The sequence below is a fragment of the Paenibacillus sp. KS-LC4 genome (assembly GCF_036894955.1).
Classification (GTDB): Bacteria; Bacillota; Bacilli; order Paenibacillales; family Paenibacillaceae; genus Pristimantibacillus.
In genome coordinates this window covers 5,826,156-5,846,742 of record NZ_CP145905.1, presented here as the reverse complement: position 1 = coordinate 5,846,742, position 20,587 = coordinate 5,826,156, and the positions used below count along the sequence as shown (strand labels likewise).

Below are 20,587 nucleotides of genomic sequence, written 5' to 3'. Positions count from 1 at the left end.
GAGGGGGAAGCAGGAGATGGGAAGCAAACAAAGGTTGATTGCATTTGTTGCGCTGATTGCGATTACAAGCAGTGTGCCTACTGCCGCTTTTGCAAATGGGACGAAGGTGACGATTGATCGCCAGAATACTCTGGCAGACCGTATTTCCGGGGAGGGTTCGATGGATTCTACAGTGAATGTATCGGTTTCGAAGGATAAGGCAGAGAAGCTGGCGCGCGAGCTTGTGAGCATTCCGAAGGAATACACGCTGCAAGGCGCATCTTTGGCGGTTAGCGTGCTGGCACAGGGCAAACGTAATATTTGGGGTCTTGATTTCGTCAAGAAAGTAAATGGCAAGCATAAGGGCAGCATTTATGTTCAAATAGATGCTGACGGCGGCCAGTTGCTGTCTTTTCAATCCTATATAGACAATCCTAACTCCAAGCCCACGTATCCTCTTAAGGTAGAGCGTTTGGCTGCCCAGGATATTGCGGCTTCCTTCATGAAGCAAATTGCAGCAAATTACGCAGGCCAGGTGCGCTACAATCCGGAATACGGGGCGCAGGTGCTTCCTCCGCTGACAGGCGAGGTTGTTCATAAAATTCGTTATGACCGAATCGTTAACGACATTCTTTATGTAGACAACTACATTGAAGTCGATGTGGACAGTGAAGGGCATATTACCAACTATAAATTGCAATGGGATGATACGCTGCAATTTCCAACAGCAGACTCGCGTATTACGCTAGCTCAGGCAAATGCAAAGCTTCGCGAGCTTGCCCAGCCAGAGCTTCAATATATTGTGCCTTATAGTCCAGAAGGCCAGCACACCCCTCTGCTTAGCTACGAGATGGGCGGCTTGGCGATAAATGCACTAGACGGCTCGCTTATTAAGAAGCTGTATAATCAAACAAGCAGTGTATCTGCAACGCCAATCGCCCCAGTAGCACTCGGGGAAGCGCCTAAAGCGGGCGATTTGACCGATAAACAGGCGGTTGCACTCGTAGAGTCGACCTTCAAGCTGCCAGCAGGCGCTATGCTGTCTAATACAAGCTACAATGAGTACAGCGACGATACAACAGGCCGTAACCAATCGTATTGGAACCTCAACTGGACGACGAAAAGCGGTGCCAGAGAGACGGGCTCTGTATCGGCAACCGTGGATAGCAAGACGGGGATTATTCGCAGCTATTATGCCTATGCTTATGATGGCGGGGACACGTCGGTTAAGCCTTCCCTGTCCTACGAGCAGGCGGAGAAAATCGCAATAGATATGGTTAAAAAGCAGCTTCCATGGGCGGCAGCGCAGCTGTACGTTGAAAAGCCTGACCCATCGAAGTACAGCGAGGCGCCTGCCGGAACGATTACTTCCTACTACATTTCTTTTGTTCGAAAAATTCAAGGAGCGACGGTGTCCTATGATCGGGTCAACGTCAATGTGGATGCCCGGACGAATGAAGTGACGATGTATGATGCCGAGCTTGCTTCCTTCGAATACCCGGCGCAAGCGCCAAAGGTCATCGAGAAAACGGAAGCGATTGAAAAGTGGCTCACCTACTATCGAACAGAACTGACGTATTATGTAGAGCGGGAATATTCCCTGCAAGGCCAGCCTATTCCTATCGACAAATATAACCTGATGCTCGCTGCTGGCGAACTAGATTCCGAGCAGGTGGAGAGCAAGGCAGAAGTGAAGCTTGTTTACCGTCTTGTGCCCGCTGCTATTGATGAATCCGTATTTCTGGATGCCCAAAGCGGGCAATGGCGGAATCGCGAAAGTGGAGAGGCTACGGCGCTGGAGAAGCCTAAGGCGCTGGATGTGAAGGGTCACTGGGCGCAGCGTCAGCTGGAGCTGATGGTTGCTTACAAAGCGCTGGATGTGAAGGATGGCAAGGTTCGTCCGAATGCGGTTGTGACCCGCGGCGAATTGATTAAAATGCTTGTGCTTGCCATGAACAGCGGGCGTGGTCCGAAGGTGATGGCGAATGCTGAATCAGCAAGCGCGGCTTTTAATGATGTGGCAGCGGGATCAGGCTATTATGTATATGTCCAAAGCGCGCTTGAGCAAAACCTGATTGATATTGGCGACGGCACCTTTAATCCGGCGGGCGAGGTAGACCGTGAGGAAATGGCCGAGCTGATCGTGCGGGCGTTGGGCTACAATACGCTGGCGGAATATGACCAACTGTTTAATCTTAATTTTAAAGATGCGGACAAAACAGAGAAAAAAGGCCAGGCGGCAATCGTTGTCGGCCTGAATATTATGTCGCTGTCGGACGGGAGCTTCCTCCCGGAGCGTAAAGTGACGCGAGCAGAGGCGGCAACAGCATTTTTCCGTTACCTGCAAACGCGAGCGGATTTGAAGGAGGCGCCGATTCGCAATTAACCTGCAGCTAAGCTGCGCCAAGGCGAATGATGTATATGAACAGTCCAAAAAACGGAAGAGCTTATGGGCAGACGAGGAAGCGTCTGACCGCTCTTCCGTTTTCCTTTTTACTGGATGCGAAGAGCGTTAATCCGTTTTTTGCTTATTGTCTGAGAAGTTGGATACGGATTTTGTGTCTTTGATATTGTCGTTTACGAAAGCCATATCCTGATTTTTTGCATGTGTTTTGGTCGTGCCTTTGTAGTTGCCTTTATGGGTATTGTTTTCCATTGTGCCGCACCTCCTTTGTGGGTCTATCCCTGCATTAGTATGACCGATGCGTCTGGAAGCATGCGCTGAAATCGGCAGAAGCCCCTTTTCGCCTATACTGATTGCCTGCTGCGGACATATGCTGAAGGAATGAGCAAAGGGGCTATTGCGTATATGAAGGAGAGGGAGCCGTGGAGGGGCAGATGAAGGAAATAACGAGCATTATTTTGGTTACCCGCAACCAGTTGGATTATACAAAACAATGCGTGGACAGCATACGCAAGCATACGGAAGCTGGAAGCTACGAATTACTGTTAATTGATAATGGCTCCGACGATGGAACGGTTCAATGGGCGTTGGGGCAGCCTGATATGCGAGTGACCGCTAATGCGGAAAATGAAGGCTTTCCAAAGGGCTGCAACCAGGGACTGGAGCAAGCGATAGGAAGCCATTTGCTGCTGCTTAACAACGACACTGTTGTGACGCCTGGCTGGCTCGAAGGATTGAAGGAGGCGCTGCTTAGCGATAGCAAAGTCGGTGCAGTAGGTCCGGTTACGAATTCGGCATCCTATTGGAGCGAGGTTTCGGCGGAGTATGCGTCGTTGGAGGAGCTGGACGCTTTCGCCCAAGCGCGGAGGGGGGAACATGGGCCGCACAGATGGGAGGAGCGTGTCAAGCTGGTAGGCTTCTGTCTGTTATTGCGCCGCTCGGCGTATGAGGCAGTTGGCGGGCTGGATGAAAGCTTTGGTATTGGAAATTTTGAGGATGATGATTATTCGCTGCGGCTGCGGCTCGCCGGCTATAAGCTTCTGCTCTGCGAGGATACGTTCATTCATCATCGGGGAGGCGCAAGCTTCAAGGCGGAGCCTGCCTTGTATCAAGCGGCCTATGAAAGCAACCGCAGACGTTTTATGGAAAAATGGGGCTTTCAGCCGACGGAGGCACTCGTCATTCGTTCGGATATGGTGTCGCTGATTGAACCCCGGCTTGAGCCTTATGAAGGAGCGGCGCCCGCGAGGCTGCTGGAAATTGGCTGCGGCTGCGGGGCAACCCTGCTGCGCTTGAAGAAGCGGCTGCCGCGGGCTGAGCTGTTCGGGGTGGAGAAAAACACGGGTGCCGCGCAAATGGCTGCCGCCATTGGCGTTACAGTGTACGATACGGAGCGGCTCGAGGCTTGGGGGCTTGAAGCAGGCAGCATGGATGGCATTATGATTGGGGATGCCCATCAATATGGAAATTTAGAGCAGCTAAAGCAACTCGCGGCACTTCTCAAGCCCGGCGGCTGGCTGATCGGATCGTTTGCCAATCGCCACTATTACCGCTATATACGTCATTATTTGGCTCCTGATAATTACGGCGCGCAGCAGCAGGCAGCCTGCCTATATGGCGCAGAGCAGCTAGGTCAATTGTATGGGCAGGCTGGATTCGTTGGGACGGCCATTGCGCTTGTGCAGGCTGGCCAAGAGCTGGCTGAGCAGGAGCGTCGTGTGGTGGAGGGTTTGGAGCAGGTCATTAAACTGACTAATGAGGAGTTGAAAGGAAGGCTGACCGCAAGCGAGCTGCTTGCTTTCGGCCGCCGTGCCAAGACAATTACAGCGCCAAACAGCTGGGCTGTACGGGATAGGCAGTCGATTGAGCCGTCTGCGAGTTATGCAAGTGATGAAGCTGAGATAAATGAACAGGGCATTCGCGAGCAAAATGATGTTGTTTTCAGTGGGGAAAGGCTTGTCATAAATCGCGAGGTGAAACAGCAATATAAGGATGTGTACGAGGAGCATCTTGCCCGTTATACCTTGGCCTCCCATTTTGTAGACGGACTGCGGGTGCTGGATGCCGCTTGCGGGGCAGGCTATGGAGCTGCGCTGCTTAAGCGTTCAGGGGCGAGCGAGGTTGTTGGCATCGACATCGACGACCAGTCAGTGAAGCTGGCGCAGCGGGATTATGGCGAAGCCGGTGTATCCTTCGCAGTTGGCGACGTACTGCAATTGCCATTTGACGAGCAGGCATTTGATGCTGTGGTTTCTTTTGAGACGATTGAGCATGTTGCGAATGGGGCGGCTTGGATTGCAGAATCGGCGCGCGTTTTAAAGACGGGAGGATTGTTCATCGTATCCACACCGAATCGGGCGGTGACGAATCCGGCGCTTTATTTTGAGGAGCAGCCATTTAATCCCTACCATCAGTTTGAATACAGAACAGCGGAGCTGGCTGGCGAGCTGCTGCTTCATTACAATATTGTGGAGCTGTACGGGCAAAATCCGGTCGACGATTCACGTATGGCAGCGATGAATGGGCTGCGACGCATGTTCCAGCTGGAGCCGGGGAGAAATGCGGAGCGGGTGCTGCAATCGGAGGGACATGAGCTAATACCGCTGAGCCGCTTTAAGAGCTGCGAGCCCATGTATGTAGTTGCGGTGTGCCGCAAGAAATAAGGGAAGGCGGTATTGCACAGAGATCACAGGCAGTTTCACAGGCAGTTGCCCGTCTGATGGAGACGGGCAACTGCCTGGAGCTGTGCGTTGGTGCGGCGGTCGGCGTTTTTTCTGCGTTACAATGTACATATAACAATTTCGATGTCCGTCTCTGCAAAAGCATCTTTAATGATTTCCCGCACCCGGCCCCATTGGAGCTTATCGAGTCCGCAGCCGATTTGCGGCATAGCAAGCTGGGCAATGCCTTCTTGCAAGCAGATGTCCCTCATGGATTCTATGGCTAGAGTAAGTGTTTGGTAGGTGGGCTTCTGAAAATACTTTGCTTTGGTTACCAAATTTAAAGCTCTGTCGACCTTATAGCAAGTTCCTATAACTAAGGGGCTGCTATTTGCCATATTTTGAAGGGATGCAAGCTTAAAATGCTTTCGGAATAAAACGGCGATTCCCGCCCCCATTTTGGCATCGGAGGAAATGCAGTGGGCCAAGCTGTACGTGTCCGGCATCGTGAATAGATCCTTTTTTATTTCGGTAAATTCCATGAATGGTCACTCCTCTGCTATGATTTTATCATAAGCTCAAGCAGGCTTGGGAAGAGTTTTTACTGGTGGTTGATCTAGCTGGGAAGGCTTATTCGATGGCTGGAATAGGTAGCTCCAATGGCTCCGCATGGGTCTTTTGCTAGACGTGTCAGCGAACTCGCCCTTTTATTGTTTATACGCATCGGGTATAATGACGAGAGCTTGTTACTTCGGAAAATGGGGTGTCTTTACGCATGGCTTTAAAAGCTGGTATCGTAGGCTTGCCGAATGTCGGCAAATCGACTTTGTTTAATGCAATTACGCAAGCGGGTGCTGAATCCGCTAACTATCCTTTTTGTACAATTGATCCTAACGTCGGTGTGGTAGAGGTGCCGGACCCGCGCATGAATAGACTCGTTGAGCTTGTAGTGCCGAAAAGCATCGTGCCTACAGCATTTGAGTTTGTTGATATTGCCGGTCTCGTAGCTGGCGCGAGCAAGGGCGAAGGACTTGGCAACAAGTTTTTGGCGCATATCCGTGAAGTGGATGCGATTGTTCATGTCGTTCGCTGCTTTCAAGACGAGAATATTACGCATGTAGCGGGCAAAATCGACCCGATTGACGATATTCAGACGATTAACCTGGAGCTGATTTTGGCGGATATTGATTCCGTTGATAGAAAGATCGAGCGCTCCCGCAAAAATCTCAAGGGCGGCGACAAAAAAGTTGCGCAAGAGGTTGAAGTGCTTGAACGTGTGAAAGAAGCGCTTTACAATGATAAGCCAGCGCGCAGCCTGGAGCTGTCCGATGACGAGAAGCTGCTTATTCGCGATCTTCATTTGCTGACCATGAAGCCTGTGCTTTATGCAGCCAATGTGAGCGAGGCAGAGGTTGCCGATACGGACAATAATGAATTTGTTAATAGAGTACGCGAGTTTGCGGCTGCTGAAAATGCAGAGGTGGTGCCTATTTCCGCTCGCGTTGAGGAAGAAATTGCTGAGCTGGAGGGCGAAGACAAGGCGATGTTCCTTGAGGAGCTTGGTCTTGCGGAGTCGGGACTTAACCGTCTGATCCGTGCAGCATACAAGCTGCTGGGCCTTTATACGTATTTTACGGCAGGCGTGCAGGAAGTTCGCGCTTGGACAATTCGCAGCGGGACGAAGGCGCCGCAGGCGGCGGGCGTTATTCATACGGATTTCGAGCGTGGCTTTATTCGCGCCGAGATTGTATCGTTTGACGATTTGTCTGCTGCTGGCTCGATGAACGTGGCGAAAGAGCGTGGCCAGGTTCGTTTGGAAGGCAAGGATTATGTTGTAAAAGACGGCGATGTTATTCATTTCCGTTTCAACGTTTAGATTTTGAAGGAGGAGGGAGCTTTCGATCTGCTGCACAAGCGGATTCGGGGGCTCTTTCGTCTAGGTGGACAAGCTGGCAAACGGATAAGTAAAAACTGGGCGCGGCGTAAGGAATTCGCTTGTCGATAGATTGACGCGTATATGTTATAATGGAGTATCAAAGTGTGATAACAGAGGTGAATGATGGTGTTGGACCGTTTACAAGCACTAGCCGATCGTTACGAGAAGCTTAGTGAGCTGCTGTGTGATCCAGATGTAGCAAGTGATCCGAAGCGCCTGCGGGAATATTCCAAGGAGCAGTCCGATCTGCAACAATCTTATGAAGCTTATACTGAATATAAACAAGTGTCGGAGCAACTAGACGATGCGAAGATTATGCAGGGCGAGAAGCTGGATGATGAAATGCGCGAGATGGTCAAGATGGAGATTGACGAGCTGTCTGGCCGCAAGGAAGAGCTGGAAGAGCAGATTAAAATTTTGCTTCTGCCGAAGGATCCGAACGATGACAAAAACGTTATCGTGGAAATCCGCGGCGCTGCTGGCGGCGATGAAGCGGCTTTATTCGCTTATGAGCTTTACCGGATGTACACGAAGTTTGCGGATACGCAAGGCTGGCGTGTAGAGCTGATGGATTTTAATGAAAATGATCTTGGCGGCTTTAAAGAGGTTATTTTCATGATTACGGGCAAAGGCGCCTACAGCAAGCTGAAATTCGAGAGCGGCGCTCACCGGGTGCAGCGTATTCCGGTAACGGAGTCTGGCGGCCGTATTCATACGTCCACTTCAACCGTTTCGGTTATGCCGGAGGTTGAGGAAGTCGAGGTCGAGATTTTCGACAAGGATATTCGGGTAGATACGTTCTGCTCCAGCGGCGCTGGCGGTCAGTCGGTTAATACGACAAAATCCGCTGTCCGGGTGCTGCACGTACCGACGGGCATTATGGCGACCTGCCAAGACGGCAAATCGCAAAATGAAAACAAAGCTAAAGCGCTGCAAGTATTGCGTGCGCGCATTGTCGATGTACAGCGTCAAGAGGAAGAAGCGAAATATGCCGGCGAGCGTAAAAGCAAAGTCGGAACGGGCGATCGCAGTGAGCGGATTCGCACGTACAATTTTCCGCAGAGCCGCGTGACGGATCACCGTATCGGACTTACGCTGCATAAGCTTGATTCGGTTATGAACGGCGATATGGAGGAAATTATTTCGTCGCTGACCATTGCAGAGCAAGCGGATATTATGGAGAGAGAACTGAACTAAGTTGCTTTCCCAAGGTGAGCTGCCGACTAAGGCATGCGGTATGAAGAGGCAGGATTTTCGAGCATCAGTGCTTGGAGAGCCTGCCTTTTATGCGGCTATGTGCTAAATGGCCGAGCATTTAGGGAAGTAAAGAAGGGGACGTTGAATAGATGGGTGACAGGTTCAAGGAGTGGAGCGTTTTGCTGCCTTGTACGATTAGAGAAGCCTGCTTGCAGGCTTCTTCGTTTTTGGCGGGGCAGGGCGTTGAGGAGCCGCGCAATAATGCGGAGCTGCTGCTCCTGCATCTGCTGGGCATCGGGCGCATGGAGCTGCTGCGCGACGGGGGCGAGCCTTTCCCGATTGAGCTGGCTCCGGCGTGGGATGCGCTCATAGGGAGAAAAGGAAATGGCGAGCCGGTGCAATATATTATCGGCGAGCAGTGGTTTTATAGCAGGCCGTTTGCGGTTACGCCGGCCGTGCTGATTCCACGGCCCGAGACGGAGCTGCTCGTCGAGGCCGTGCTTGAGGCGGCGGACCGCCTGTGGCCGGAAGCGGCACAGGCGGAAGCAGAGGGCGCGCCAGTGGAGGGCGCGGCCGGAGCGGGCTTTGCCGCTGCTGTGAGCAGCGGCAGCGGGGGCGAGCAGGCGAAGCAGGAAGAGGCGTCAGCAACAGCTGCTGACGCGATTAAGGGCTGGGCTGCGCGGCCGACGGTGCTTGATGTCGGCACGGGCAGCGGCGCCATCGGCGTGACGCTGGCTGCGCTGCGTCCGCTCTGGCGCGTATGCGCGTCCGATCTTTCGCCGGACGCGCTCGCTGTCGCCCGCACGAATGCGGCCCGCCATGGGGCGGCGGGCCGCATGGCATTCGTGCAGGGCGACCTGCTGGCGCCGTTCCTCGGAACGGGCGGCGCCGCCGCAAACCAAGCACCCGCCGCGGCAGACCTCCGCGTCGATGTGCTGGTGTCCAATCCGCCGTACATACCGGCGGATGACCTCCCGGGCTTGCAGCGCGAGGTGCGGGATTACGAGCCGCGCCTCGCGCTGGATGGCGGTGCGGACGGTCTGAACCCGTACCGCCGCATGGTAGAGCAGCTTCCGCTGCTAAGGCAAATGCCGCGCATCGTCGCCTTCGAGCTGGGCATGGGCCAAGCGGAAGCGGTGGCGAAGCTTCTAAGGGAAGCCGGACCATGGGACGAGGTGCGGACGATTACGGATTATGGCGGCATTGACCGCCATGTTATCGCGGTTCGCACTAACGGATAGGCAGGATGAACAATCTCATTTGCATTCTACTGTTCTGCTATTTCTAGGATTGAAATGCGCCGTGCTCTCAGAGGACGGCGTTAGTTGTTTACGCTTGAAATATAAGCATTTATAAGTTTCACACTTATAAATGGGCTTATATTTCTACGACAAAGCTCTTCATCGCCATGGAGGGACGACGAAGTCGTTTTTGCTTGTCTATTAAAATTTACTAGCTTTGAGGTTTATAGAACGGGAATCGCGGACATACTTACGGATAGATACGTTCCGGAACGCAAGCAGAGGTGCCGACGGGTGCCATCGAGAGGAGCTTGTGTATGTCCCGCCATTATTCCCGTTTTTCTTACCGTAGGTCCGTTGTTCTTATTGTGGTTGTGCTTGCTGTACTTGTGATGAGCTGGGAGCTGCAAAAGGTAGATGCCGCTGTAGCTGGCAGTCATATTCCGAAGGAGTCGATCAGGCTCCGCATATTGGCTAATTCCGACGCCCCTGCCGATCAGGCGGTTAAACGCGTCGTTCGTGATGCGGTAGTAGAGGCGATGAATAGCTGGGTAACTGGGCCGCAAACAATAGAGGAAGCCCGTGCAACGATGCGTCAGCATATGGGCGAGATGGAGCTTGTGGTTGGCAAAGTATTGAGCAGCCGAGGTTTTGATTATGCGTTTCACATGGAGCTTGGTCAGGTTCCTTTCCCTACTAAAATGTACGGAAGCGAAGTATATCCTGCTGGCAGCTACGAAGCGCTGCTCATTACGTTAGGAGAAGGAAAAGGCCAAAACTGGTGGTGCGTGCTGTTTCCGCCGCTTTGCTTCATCGACGCAGCATCCGGGGAAGCGGTAGCCGCTGATGCCGAGGTAGAGGCGACCAATGCAGTAAGCAAGGCAGAAGCGAAAGAAGCGAAAGCATCTGTAAAAAAGGCGTCCGTACAAAAAGCAAATACCGGCGAGGTCGTACATGCCAAGCAGGATTCTGCTCCTAGCAAAGCGGAGGGCGAAGCGCCAGAAGCGAAATTTTTTCTTTGGGAAATGCTGCAAAAGCTGCTTGCTTGGGTGCAAAGCCTGTTTGCCTAGAGCGTGTGTGTAGACTTAAGTAAGCCAGAGCCGATCACATGTAGTGTCAAACATAATGCCTCTCCAGCAAGGAGTGTCATACATTATAAAGGTGAGCATATTTTTTGGAGTTAGTGTCATATTCATCTTTCCAGACGATTACAACCTTTGCAATGATAGGTTTGGTGGACAGAGCGGCCGCTATTTCAACAAGATTACGGGAAAGGCATTGGCGGCGGACTCAGGTGAGGCTAATACGCTGTCTTTAGCTATTTTGACGGGATAATGAGCACGATAACGAATTTCCTGTCCGCTTATGGTTAGAAATCGAGTCAACAGCGAGAATAGCGGATTCTCAGTCCTCAAAAAGAGAGAGGCGTCCCGAGCTGTGCGGTCTTCTGCAATGTACTTTAGTCAGTCACAGCCACATTGGCAAGACAAGCGCGGCAAATGCTCGACAACCGCTGTTTTGGCTCGGCAACTGAGGTCTTTGCGACAATCGTGCGCTTTTGTTTTCAGGCATCAAACCACCAGATGGGCTTGGCTTTCTGTTAAGCTCTGAGCAGAGAGTGGAAGGAGCACTTATGCTTGCATACACATCCTATCATGCAGAAGTCCATACATTGATTTGAGCCGGTGAGCATCCGTGGGCTGCGGTATTGCTGCTGGCTCTGTTTTTATCCAAGCGTATGGTATACTAACGGGAGTATACGGACTAGAAGGATGACTATAACAGCGTAAGGATTGAAGGATAGAGATGACGACAACGAAGGTATGGCGCATGACGGATCAATATGCGGAGGCTTCTATTGCGGAAGCAGCGGAGCTGCTTCGCCTTGGAGAGCTTGTGGCTTTCCCGACGGAGACGGTGTATGGACTTGGGGCCGATGCCCGCAGCTCGGAGGCCGTGGCGCGGATTTTTCAGGCCAAAGGCCGCCCCTCTGATAATCCGCTTATTGTTCACATTGCAAATATTGCGCAGCTCGATGAACTGGTGCTGCCTTATTCGTTGCTGGCGAAGCAACTGATGGAGCAACTGTGGCCGGGACCGCTCACGCTTGTGCTTCCCGTTCAGCCGGGAGCCGTGTCGCCGCTTGTGACGGCGGGCTTATCCACGGTCGGCGTGCGGATGCCTTCCCATCCGGTAGCGCTGCGCCTCCTTGAAGCCGCAGGCTGTCCAGTCGCCGCGCCGAGCGCTAATCGCTCAGGCAGGCCCAGCCCAACGCTCGCAGACCATGTGGCCGAAGACCTTAACGGCCGTATCGGCGGCATTGTCGATGGCGGTGCTACAGGCATTGGCCTTGAGTCGACCGTCATTGAACTGACGGGCGAGCGGGCGCTTCGTATTTTGCGCCCCGGCGGCGTAACGGTGGAGCAACTGCGCCAAGCGGCGCCGCAAGTGGAAATTGATGCGCCTGTGGATGTCGAATCGGCAGCAGAGGAGCTTGCCGTGCCGCGCTCCCCGGGCATGAAATACACGCATTATGCACCGAAGGGCGAGCTTAGCATTGTGCAAGGAAGCTCAGCGGCGAGGCGTGTTGCTTATATGCAGGAGCAGGTGCTGCAAGCTGCACAAGCCGGACTGAAAGCAGGCGTGCTCGTGTTCAATGAGCAGGCCGCTGCCATGGAAGGCGGGTCCGCCCTCGTGCTCACTTATGGAGATGAGCGGCAGCTGGAGCAGGCTGCGCATCGTCTTTATGCGGCGTTGCGCCAGTTTGATGCTGCTGGCGTGCAGCGAATTTGGGCAGAGGGCTGCGTGCCAGATGGCATTGGAGCCGCGCTTATGAATCGGCTGCTCAAGGCAGCTGGTCATCGCATGAATCAAGTATAAGGTGAGACAAGCTTAAGCCAGAGAAGAGCCAGAGCTCTATTTTTCACTAGAATCGCGTAAGTCTGTGCCTGTTGTGCAATCCTATGAAGTGATGTGTTTCAAGCCTTGGAGTTTGCCTTATATCATACAAGGGTAAGATTATGTCAAAAACCGATTAAACAAGCTATAGTATGTTTGTCCCCACACCCGCATATGTTGGAGTATTAATGTTCTTGGACGTGGGGGGAGATCGTTTTGTGGGGTAGCCATATCCTTGGAGGGCAATTTGTTACACTGCTGCTTATGGCGGTTGCGCTTGGCATGGATGCTTTTTCGCTAGGAATTGGAATAGGGCTGCGCGGCATTCGTTGGCTCCATATGATCAGATTAAGTGCCATTATCGGGATATTTCATATTATTATGCCGCTTGGGGGCATGTACGCTGGGGGATTCGTCAGCGGCATGCTCGGTCATGTAGCAACGGCTGCTGCTGGTGTACTGCTGGTGCTGCTCGGCGGGCATATGATTTATAGCTCCTTGCGGGGAGAGGATGCACAAACCTTTGATCACCGCACGATTTGGGGAACGATGCTGTTCGCGCTTGGCGTTAGCGCTGATTCTTTTTCCGTTGGCGTAACGCTCGGCATGTTCGCAGCTGATTTACTGTTGACGGTGCTGCTGTTTGGCTTTTTTGGCAGCATAATGTCGATCATGGGACTTCTGCTTGGCCAAAAGGTCAGTCACAGGCTGGGCGGCTACGGCGAGGCATGCGGCGGCGCGGTGCTGCTCGTATTCGGTTTAATGTTTATTTTCTGAAAGGGGCATGCGGCATGAAGCGCATTTTGTTCATTTGTACAGGAAATACCTGTCGTTCTCCGATGGCGGAGGCGATGCTGAAAAATATGGCAAGCCAGCAGGACGTAGCTATAGAAGTACGTTCGGCAGGCATTTCGACGATTGACGGTTTGGCCGTTTCCGGCCATGCGACAGAGGTGCTGCGCGATTATGGCATTGAACATCAAAGCTCCTCGTGCGCGCTGACTGGAGAAGCGGTGAAATGGGCAGACCTCGTGCTGACGATGACGGCCAGCCACAAAAGAGGTCTGCTTCAATGGTTTCCTGAAGCTGTCGATAAAGCACATACTCTCAAAGAGTATGTCAATCAGGATACGGACGTGCTGGCAGACATTAAGGAGCTGGAGCAGCTGTATACGGAGCTGCATATGAAGCAGACGCTGGGACAGCAGCTGACAGATAGCCAGCGTAATCGTCTGCTCGTGCTGGAGCGCCGCATACCGAGCTTTGATATTATAGACCCGTTTGGCGGGACGCTTGGGAATTACAAAAGCTGCGCTGAGGAAATTCGCAGCTGCTTGCAGCTGCTGCTCGCGCGTTTAAAGCAGGAATAAACGGATGACTGCGGCGGCGCAAAAGTGAAAGTGTGAATTTAGGCGTAGGAACGATTGATTTTTCACAATATTTCGGCTATGATGGGTACAGATATACGGTTTCCGATGTGACTGGCGACGGAAGTGGGTAACCACGGTGGAGCATCGGAACATACGGCCGGTCGCCTGGGCAAAGAGCAGCATGCTGATGAGCATGTCATGCTCTTTTTTCGTCTTTGGGACAAATTTAGGTATAATAAAGGCGTCGAATTGCGGAAGCGGAGTTTATGTGCCGAGCGCCGCAAGTATCATTGCAAGTGCAGCATCGTCATACTTTGGAGGAGGTTTATACGTGAAAATTGCCATTGGCGCCGATCATGCCGGCTATCGGCTGAAGGATGAGATTGTACCATTTCTGCTATCGCTTGGACATGAAATTGAAGATTTCGGTTGTGACTGCAACCAATCGGTCGATTACCCGGACTATGCACTGCCTGTAGCTGAAAAGGTGGCAAGCGGGGATGTGGATCGCGGCATACTCATTTGTGGAACAGGCATTGGCATGTCGATTGCCGCTAATAAGGTTAAAGGCATCCGCTGCGCACTGGTGCACGATTTATTTTCCGCCAAAGCGACGCGCGAGCATAATGATACGAATGTCATTGCACTCGGAGAGCGGGTCATTGGCCCTGGCGTTGCACAGGAAATTGTTCGTATTTGGCTGGAAACGCCATTCTCCGGCGGCGAACGCCACGAGGGACGCATTCATAAAGTAGGCCAAATCGAGCAAAAATATAACGCTTAAGCTAAATGAGTACGGAAGAAGGCTTTGCTGCCTTCTTACATGGAAACGGTTAGTCAGACAAGGAGGCCGCTTGCGATGAGTGCAAACGAGGAAACGTTAGCGATAGCAAGGGAAGTGGAGACGATCGTTCGCGAGCTTGCGGCAGCAGGCAGTCTGCGGGCTGGACAGCTTCTCGTCATCGGCACGAGCACGAGTGAGGTGCTGGGTCAGCGTATTGGAACGTCGGGCACGCTTCAAGCGGCTGCGGAAATTTTCGCTGGAGTAGAGGCGGTACGCCGCGACATTGGCTTTTATCCCGTGTATCAATGCTGTGAGCATTTGAATCGTGCGCTCGTTATCGAGCGTGAAGCCGCTGAACGCTATGGGCTTGAACTGGTCGCGGCGATTCCCGTTCCGAAGGCAGGAGGCTCCATGGCGGCCTACGCATATCGGCACATCAGCGATGCTTGCCTCGTCGAGACGGTAGCTGCTCATGCTGGAATAGATATCGGCGATACCTTCATCGGCATGCATTTGCGCAGAGTAGCGGTTCCAGTGCGGCCTTCTATTCGCAGTATTGGTCAGGCGCATGTCACGATGGCGGCTACGCGGCCAAAGCTGATTGGCGGTGTGCGTGCGGTGTATGAGCTGGGGGGCGTGGCAGACAGCCGTGATGCTGTTGTGTTGACTCCAGAGCAGTCGGCCGGGACTTGCGATTAAGCATTCGTATTTCATTCGTATTTCATTCGTATTTATTATTGGCAGATTTGGCGAATATCCCGTAGAACATGTATCTGACAAGCATATCCTGCTTGATCCTAATTTATATAACAAGTACACACTACTGAGGAGGCAATAATAATGGAAAATCTACGTAAACAAGATCCAGAGGTTTTGAAAGCAATGGGATTGGAATTGCAGCGTCAACGCGATAACATCGAGCTAATCGCATCAGAAAACATCGTAAGCGAAGCTGTTCTGGAAGCTTTGGGTTCTGCTTTGACCAACAAATATGCAGAGGGCTACCCAGGCAAACGTTTCTACGGCGGCTGTGAGCATGTGGACATCGTTGAAGATATCGCACGCGATCGCGCAAAAGAGCTGTTTGGCGCAGACCATGCCAACGTACAGCCGCATTCCGGCGCACAAGCGAATATGGCTGTTTATTTGGCGGCGCTTAAGCCTGGCGACACGGTACTGGGCATGAATTTGGCGCATGGCGGCCACTTGACGCACGGCAGCCCGGTTAACGCCTCCGGCTTGCTTTACAACTTTGTAGCATACGGCGTAAATGAAGAATCCTTCACGATTGATTATGAAGAAGTTCGCAAAGCGGCATTCAAGCACCGCCCTCGCATGATCGTAGCTGGTGCATCTGCATATCCGCGTATTATTGATTTCGAAAAAATGGCTAAAATCGCCAACGATGTAGGCGCGCTATTGTTCGTAGACATGGCTCATATTGCAGGTCTTGTGGCTGCTGGTCTTCATCCTAACCCAGTGCCGCATGCACATTTCGTTACAACGACAACGCACAAAACGCTTCGCGGTCCTCGCGGCGGCTTGATCTTGTGCCGTAAAGAGTGGGCGGCTGCGATCGACAAAGCGGTATTCCCAGGTACACAAGGCGGCCCTCTGATGCACGTTATTGCGGCTAAAGCAGTAGCGCTCGGCGAAGCTTTGCAGCCATCGTTCAAAACATATGCGCAAAACGTTGTGAAAAATGCTGCGGTGCTTTCCGATACACTCGTTGCAGAAGGCATTAACATCGTATCCGGCGGCACAGACAACCATCTGATGCTGATCGACACGCGTTCCCTGAACATCTCAGGTAAAGAAGCTGAGCATGTGCTGGATTCAATCGGTATCACAGCTAACAAAAATGCGATTCCTTTCGATCCTACGAGCCCGTTCATTACTAGCGGTATCCGTCTTGGAACGCCAGCAGCTACTTCGCGCGGCATGGATGAGAAAGCGATGAAGGTAATCGGCGAAGTAATCGCTGCTACGCTGAAAAATCCGAAGGATGAGGCAACGCTCGAAAAATCCCGTCAAATCGTTCGCGATCTGACAGCGCAATATCCGCTTTATCCAGAACTGAAATACTAAGCTTAAACTATGAAAAATGCCGCATAGGGCTTTGGCCTCTTTGCGGCATTTTTGCGTATAAACAAGCGTTTGGACGCTTTCGTCACGCTACAAAAAGGGAATTTTATTCATTTATGGTAGATATGTTATGCAGGAAAGACATTCGGCATGCTACAATAGTACAGACAAAGCTAAATGGAAGGTGATGGTACAGCCATGAGCGATACGATCTTTCTCGTTCTGATTGTCGTTGTCATTATCGGAATAGTAATTGTAAGTGTAACCCGAGCCAATCGTTGGCAACAAAGAAATGAAAATGGCTCCTCGCGGGGCAAACGAAGCTTGTCGTTAACCTCTTGGCCTTCGGAGGAGCCGCCGCTTGCGCTGGGTGTTCCTTATGAGCATCCTGCCCGCCCGGCTGCCGAGCGTCTTGAGGCTGCCCTTACGAATGATTTTGAAAACCGGATCAAGGATCGGGTGCTCAAGCAGCTGCCGAGCCTGTCCGATAAGGAATGGAAATGGACCTTCTTCGAGCTGAAACGGTTTTTCCTTATGTGCGGGTTGCTCCGGGGAGTTCCGATGTACAGCGGCCGCGCGGATCTCATCTGGCATGAAATGCTGATGTTTACACGGGAGTATGAGCAGTTTTGCACATCCTTCTGCGGCAGTCTGATTCATCATGCCCCGCACGCTGAAAATGAACGTCCAAATGTCGATGGCCGAGCGTGGTTTGATTGGGTATACACAGAGCTGTTTCAGCAAACGCCGGCAAGCGGGCGGGTGTGGGGCGCATTTTTCAAGATGCCGCTCCCTCGCGAGTGGATGGATGAGTTTGCCGAGCAATCGGAGCAGGCGCTGATGGAGAAGTGGTTTAATGCAAAGGCAGCGGCAGCATATCCTGATATGCAGAAGACGATAAATTATTTGCAGTGGCGCTTGAAATCGCAGCTTCATAGCAGCGATGAGCAGGCTAAGGCTTATCCGGGGGGAGCCCCTTCCTCCTGGAATGGCGGCTATGATCCGGTAATCGGAGCGACAGGCATGCTGTCCGGCTTGCTCATTTTTCATTCCCTATCCACTTCTTCGCCTAATGACTTTGCCGAGCAAATGCATGCAGCGCAGTCAAAAGCCCAAAGAGATGCCAATAGCAGCGGGTCCTCGACGTACGGCTGCGACGGATTGGGCTCCTCTCATGACCGTGATGATTCCGGCGGCGGTCATGACAGCGGCAGCGACTCATCCAGCTCCTGCGGAGGCAGCAGCGGGGGAGACGGCGGTGGTGGCTGTGGCGGCGGCTGCAGCAGCTGAAAATGGACGATTTTTCAAAGTGAAAAATCACAGGATGCATCAGGCCTTTTACAATGCTATAATATACGGGATTGTGTCTACTGATACAGAAATACGTTATCACACAGGAGGAATAACGCTCCATGAGCAAATTGGTCATCTGCGACCATCCGTTAATCCAGCATAAGCTGACCTTTATTCGGAATAAAGATACGAATACGAAAGATTTTCGGGAATTGGTTGATGAAGTAGCAACATTAATGGCATATGAAATTACAAGGGACATTCCGCTTGAAACGATTACGGTGCAAACGCCGGTTGCGGAGACGCCATCGAAGGTTGTATCGGGCCGGATGCTCGGTCTTGTTCCGATTTTGCGCGCTGGTCTTGGCATGGTAGAAGGTATTTTGAAGCTGATTCCTGCTGCAAAGGTTGGTCATATCGGCTTGTTCCGCGATCATGAGACGCTGCAGCCGACGGAATATTATATCAACCTGCCGACGGATGCTCCGAATCGTCTGCTCGTTGTTGTAGATCCGATGCTGGCGACTGGCGGCTCCGCAATCGCGGCTATTACTGCGCTCAAAAAACGCGACTGTGAGCATATTAAGCTAATGTGTCTCATTGCTGCGCCTGAAGGCGTGAAGGCCGTGCAGGAGGCGCATCCGGACATTGATATTTATATTGCTGCGCTGGATGAGTGTCTGAACGAGAAGGGCTATATTGTTCCAGGTCTTGGCGACGCGGGCGACCGCATGTTCGGCACTAATTAGCGCCTGCCTGGCGCAAGCAGATTATAGGAGTGAATTGTTTTGTCCAAATTAAAAGTAATGACTATTTTCGGTACGCGCCCGGAGGCAGTTAAAATGGCGCCGCTTGTTCTTGAGTTGAACAAGCACTCGGACGATATTGAATCTATCGTCTGCGTAACTGCGCAGCACCGTCATATGCTGGATCAGGTGCTTGATTTTTTTGAAATCCAGCCGAACTATGATTTGAATGTGATGAAGGACCGTCAAACGCTAACGGAAACGACCGTACGCGTTCTGGAGGGCCTTGATCCGATTTTGGCGGAAGCAAAGCCGGATATCGTGCTGGTGCACGGTGACACGCAGACGACGTTCCTTGCCAGCTATGCTGCTTTCCTGAAGCAAATCCAGGTTGGACATGTGGAAGCGGGCCTTCGGACCTGGAACAAGCTGTCTCCGTACCCGGAAGAGATGAACCGCCAGCTTGCAGGCGTGTTGTCTGATGTGCATTTTGCTCCGACCTCGTGGTCGGCGAACAACCTGCTCAAGGAGAATAAGTCGGAATCCACGGTTTATGTGACAGGCAATACGGCAACGGACGTATTCCAATACACCGTTGATCCTTCTTTTGCTCACCCGGTTATCGACTGGGCTAAGGGAAAACGGATGATCCTAATGACGGCGCATCGCCGCGAGTCGCTGGGCGAGCCGCATCGCAATATTTTCCGTGCGGTAAAGCGCATTGCAGATGAGCATGAGGATGTTGCCATTGTTTATGCCGTTCACCCGAACCCAGCCGTCAAAGAACCGGCAATGGAAATTCTCGGCGGTCATCCGCGTATTCAGCTTATCGATCCGCTGGACGTGTTTGAATTCCACAATTTTTATCCACATGCCTACATGATTTTGACCGATTCCGGCGGCCTGCAGGAGGAAGCTCCTTCGTTTGGCGTGCCGACGCTGGTGCTGCGCGATACAACAGAGCGTCCTGAAGGTATTGACGCGGGTACACTTGAGCTAGTGGGTACGGATGAAGAGGTTGTTTATAGTCGGGCAAGCGCCTTGCTTAACGATGCTTCCTTATATGAAAGGATGAGCCATGCGGCAAATCCATACGGCGATGGACAAGCTTCGACACGTATCGTGCAAGCTTTGCTGCATCATTTTGGAAGAAATGCGGAGCGTCCTGATCCGTTCACACAACGTTCATAGTTTACACCTGGTCTTATAAATAGCGGCGCAATGCACAGCATACAGTTGTACTGTATGGTTTTGTCGGCTCTGAATGCTTGATTTGACTGGTTTTTGGGCAATCTGTACAGTAAAACTATACAGGATTATCAATTGACAAACCTTGCGCCGCTTGGATAAAATAAATGAGGATTGACAGGGGTATGGGCCATGGATAAAAAGAACAGAAGAGACAATCCGCTGTTCGCGGCAGGTCTTGTCGGCGGACTCGGACTGCAAGTCGCTATTTGTATCTTTTTAGGGTACTTTCTCGGATCGTCGCTCGGTGAACGCTTTGGCGGAGGTTCGGGTTGGACGGTCGGGGGCATACTGGTCGGTCTGGCTGTCGGTCTTCTCTCAGGCATTCTGCTTGTGAAGAAGGTAATGGAGGATGCCGATGGATAAAATAATGAACACCGCAGTACGGTCTTTGCTCTTCGCGATGGGGGTATGTCTGCTTGTCTGGGCATTGATGCCGGACCTGCGAACGGTCGCTCTTGGTCTTCTGCTAGGGCTTGCAGCGAGTTTCATGAATGCGTTTTTACTGAGGCGCAGAGTGGAAATGATTACGCTTAAAGCAGCAGGAGGAAATTCTCGCAGAATGGGTATGGGACTTGGAAGCCGCATCGCTATGGTGCTGCTGGTTGCCATGGTAGCTTATCGCTTTCCGGAAGACTTCAGCATGCCAGCCGCATTAATTGGCTGTATGGTTATGCCTTTTATTCTTCTGGTAGCAGCTTATATTCATAATAGAAATAAACTTTAGTGGAAAGGGGTGAGAATTT

Annotated in this window: 19 protein-coding genes and 1 riboswitch; of the genes, 17 read left to right on the top strand and 2 right to left on the bottom strand. The window is 52.1% G+C overall.

Translation table 11 applies throughout. The features are described 5' to 3' along the window. Positions 1-16: 16 nt before the first annotated feature. Entirely contained in the window at positions 17-2,365 is a 2,349-nt protein-coding gene (locus V5J77_RS24775) for an S-layer homology domain-containing protein (protein ID WP_338553453.1), read from the top strand. Positions 2,366-2,491: 126 nt separating this feature from the next. Here V5J77_RS24775 and V5J77_RS24770 read toward each other — a convergent pair whose 3' ends face one another. Beyond that, on the bottom strand, positions 2,492-2,635 hold the full coding sequence (locus V5J77_RS24770) for a hypothetical protein (RefSeq protein WP_338553452.1): 144 nt from the start codon (positions 2,633-2,635) through the stop codon (positions 2,492-2,494). Between the two features lie 182 nt (positions 2,636-2,817). Here V5J77_RS24770 and V5J77_RS24765 point away from each other — a divergent pair, with 182 nt between their 5' ends. Further along, positions 2,818-5,046, top strand: coding sequence for a methyltransferase domain-containing protein (locus V5J77_RS24765; RefSeq protein ID WP_338553451.1), 2,229 nt, complete (start codon positions 2,818-2,820; stop codon positions 5,044-5,046). Between the two features lie 116 nt (positions 5,047-5,162). On the opposite strand, the gene V5J77_RS24760 is transcribed toward V5J77_RS24765, so the two are convergent. After that, positions 5,163-5,585: a macro domain-containing protein gene (locus V5J77_RS24760; protein WP_338553450.1), complete on the bottom strand. Its 423-nt coding sequence runs from the start codon at positions 5,583-5,585 to the stop codon at positions 5,163-5,165. Between the two features lie 233 nt (positions 5,586-5,818). Here V5J77_RS24760 and ychF point away from each other — a divergent pair, with 233 nt between their 5' ends. The 15 genes from ychF to V5J77_RS24685 all read left to right on the top strand — a co-directional run bounded on the left by ychF (position 5,819) and on the right by V5J77_RS24685 (position 20,568). Next, positions 5,819-6,919 carry a redox-regulated ATPase YchF gene (gene ychF / locus V5J77_RS24755; protein ID WP_338553449.1) on the top strand — a complete coding sequence of 367 codons (1,101 nt, stop codon included), beginning with the start codon at positions 5,819-5,821 and terminating at the stop codon, positions 6,917-6,919. 186 nt (positions 6,920-7,105) lie between these two features. Then, positions 7,106-8,176 carry a peptide chain release factor 1 gene (gene prfA, locus V5J77_RS24750; RefSeq protein WP_338557055.1) on the top strand — a complete coding sequence of 357 codons (1,071 nt, stop codon included), beginning with the start codon at positions 7,106-7,108 and terminating at the stop codon, positions 8,174-8,176. Between the two features lie 149 nt (positions 8,177-8,325). Continuing rightward, positions 8,326-9,417 (top strand): HemK/PrmC family methyltransferase, encoded by a 1,092-nt coding sequence (locus tag V5J77_RS24745; protein ID WP_338553448.1) that lies wholly within the window; start codon positions 8,326-8,328, stop codon positions 9,415-9,417. A 317-nt stretch (positions 9,418-9,734) separates the two neighbouring features. Beyond that, positions 9,735-10,487, top strand: a complete 753-nt coding sequence (gene spoIIR / locus V5J77_RS24740; protein ID WP_338553447.1) for a stage II sporulation protein R — start codon at positions 9,735-9,737, stop codon at positions 10,485-10,487. Between the two features lie 736 nt (positions 10,488-11,223). Then, positions 11,224-12,297: an L-threonylcarbamoyladenylate synthase gene (locus tag V5J77_RS24735; RefSeq protein WP_338553446.1), complete on the top strand. Its 1,074-nt coding sequence runs from the start codon at positions 11,224-11,226 to the stop codon at positions 12,295-12,297. Positions 12,298-12,579: 282 nt separating this feature from the next. Next, complete coding sequence (locus V5J77_RS24730) at positions 12,580-13,092, top strand: manganese efflux pump MntP family protein (protein WP_338557053.1); 513 nt, start codon at positions 12,580-12,582, stop codon at positions 13,090-13,092. Between the two features lie 14 nt (positions 13,093-13,106). After that, a complete protein-coding gene (locus V5J77_RS24725; RefSeq protein ID WP_338553445.1) occupies positions 13,107-13,685 on the top strand; it encodes a low molecular weight protein arginine phosphatase in 579 nt (192 codons plus the stop codon). A gap of 97 nt (positions 13,686-13,782) precedes the next feature. Beyond that, a riboswitch (ZMP/ZTP riboswitch) is annotated at positions 13,783-13,863 on the top strand. 153 nt (positions 13,864-14,016) lie between these two features. Beyond that, positions 14,017-14,469 (top strand): ribose 5-phosphate isomerase B, encoded by a 453-nt coding sequence (gene rpiB, locus V5J77_RS24720; protein WP_338553444.1) that lies wholly within the window; start codon positions 14,017-14,019, stop codon positions 14,467-14,469. 75 nt (positions 14,470-14,544) lie between these two features. After that, positions 14,545-15,168 (top strand): TIGR01440 family protein, encoded by a 624-nt coding sequence (locus V5J77_RS24715; RefSeq protein ID WP_338553443.1) that lies wholly within the window; start codon positions 14,545-14,547, stop codon positions 15,166-15,168. A 141-nt stretch (positions 15,169-15,309) separates the two neighbouring features. Beyond that, positions 15,310-16,557, top strand: coding sequence for a serine hydroxymethyltransferase (gene glyA, locus V5J77_RS24710; RefSeq protein ID WP_338553442.1), 1,248 nt, complete (start codon positions 15,310-15,312; stop codon positions 16,555-16,557). Positions 16,558-16,752: 195 nt separating this feature from the next. Further along, positions 16,753-17,844 carry a hypothetical protein gene (locus V5J77_RS24705; protein ID WP_338553441.1) on the top strand — a complete coding sequence of 364 codons (1,092 nt, stop codon included), beginning with the start codon at positions 16,753-16,755 and terminating at the stop codon, positions 17,842-17,844. A gap of 122 nt (positions 17,845-17,966) precedes the next feature. Continuing rightward, entirely contained in the window at positions 17,967-18,596 is a 630-nt protein-coding gene (gene upp, locus V5J77_RS24700) for a uracil phosphoribosyltransferase (RefSeq protein ID WP_046231319.1), read from the top strand. A 39-nt stretch (positions 18,597-18,635) separates the two neighbouring features. Beyond that, positions 18,636-19,784 carry a UDP-N-acetylglucosamine 2-epimerase (non-hydrolyzing) gene (gene wecB, locus V5J77_RS24695; RefSeq protein ID WP_338553440.1) on the top strand — a complete coding sequence of 383 codons (1,149 nt, stop codon included), beginning with the start codon at positions 18,636-18,638 and terminating at the stop codon, positions 19,782-19,784. Between the two features lie 189 nt (positions 19,785-19,973). Further along, positions 19,974-20,207 (top strand): AtpZ/AtpI family protein, encoded by a 234-nt coding sequence (locus tag V5J77_RS24690; protein ID WP_099518189.1) that lies wholly within the window; start codon positions 19,974-19,976, stop codon positions 20,205-20,207. Next, positions 20,200-20,568 carry an ATP synthase subunit I gene (locus V5J77_RS24685; protein ID WP_338553438.1) on the top strand — a complete coding sequence of 123 codons (369 nt, stop codon included), beginning with the start codon at positions 20,200-20,202 and terminating at the stop codon, positions 20,566-20,568. The genes V5J77_RS24690 and V5J77_RS24685 overlap by 8 nt, the downstream gene beginning before the upstream one ends. The last annotated feature ends 19 nt before the right edge of the window (positions 20,569-20,587 follow it).

What these genes read in the sequence shown, in the direction of transcription:
- V5J77_RS24775 (WP_338553453.1), top strand. Translation starts at nt 17, where the DNA reads ATGGGAAGCAAACAAAGGTTGATTGCATTTGTTGCGCTGATTGCGATT.
- V5J77_RS24770 (WP_338553452.1), bottom strand. Translation starts at nt 2,635, where the DNA reads ATGGAAAACAATACCCATAAAGGCAACTACAAAGGCACGACCAAAACA.
- V5J77_RS24765 (WP_338553451.1), top strand. Translation starts at nt 2,818, where the DNA reads ATGAAGGAAATAACGAGCATTATTTTGGTTACCCGCAACCAGTTGGAT.
- V5J77_RS24760 (WP_338553450.1), bottom strand. Translation starts at nt 5,585, where the DNA reads ATGGAATTTACCGAAATAAAAAAGGATCTATTCACGATGCCGGACACG.
- ychF (WP_338553449.1), top strand. Translation starts at nt 5,819, where the DNA reads ATGGCTTTAAAAGCTGGTATCGTAGGCTTGCCGAATGTCGGCAAATCG.
- V5J77_RS24745 (WP_338553448.1), top strand. Translation starts at nt 8,326, where the DNA reads ATGGGTGACAGGTTCAAGGAGTGGAGCGTTTTGCTGCCTTGTACGATT.
- spoIIR (WP_338553447.1), top strand. Translation starts at nt 9,735, where the DNA reads ATGTCCCGCCATTATTCCCGTTTTTCTTACCGTAGGTCCGTTGTTCTT.
- V5J77_RS24735 (WP_338553446.1), top strand. Translation starts at nt 11,224, where the DNA reads ATGACGACAACGAAGGTATGGCGCATGACGGATCAATATGCGGAGGCT.
- V5J77_RS24730 (WP_338557053.1), top strand. Translation starts at nt 12,580, where the DNA reads ATGGCGGTTGCGCTTGGCATGGATGCTTTTTCGCTAGGAATTGGAATA.
- V5J77_RS24725 (WP_338553445.1), top strand. Translation starts at nt 13,107, where the DNA reads ATGAAGCGCATTTTGTTCATTTGTACAGGAAATACCTGTCGTTCTCCG.
- V5J77_RS24715 (WP_338553443.1), top strand. Translation starts at nt 14,545, where the DNA reads ATGAGTGCAAACGAGGAAACGTTAGCGATAGCAAGGGAAGTGGAGACG.
- glyA (WP_338553442.1), top strand. Translation starts at nt 15,310, where the DNA reads ATGGAAAATCTACGTAAACAAGATCCAGAGGTTTTGAAAGCAATGGGA.
- V5J77_RS24705 (WP_338553441.1), top strand. Translation starts at nt 16,753, where the DNA reads ATGAGCGATACGATCTTTCTCGTTCTGATTGTCGTTGTCATTATCGGA.
- upp (WP_046231319.1), top strand. Translation starts at nt 17,967, where the DNA reads ATGAGCAAATTGGTCATCTGCGACCATCCGTTAATCCAGCATAAGCTG.
- V5J77_RS24690 (WP_099518189.1), top strand. Translation starts at nt 19,974, where the DNA reads ATGGATAAAAAGAACAGAAGAGACAATCCGCTGTTCGCGGCAGGTCTT.
- V5J77_RS24685 (WP_338553438.1), top strand. Translation starts at nt 20,200, where the DNA reads ATGGATAAAATAATGAACACCGCAGTACGGTCTTTGCTCTTCGCGATG.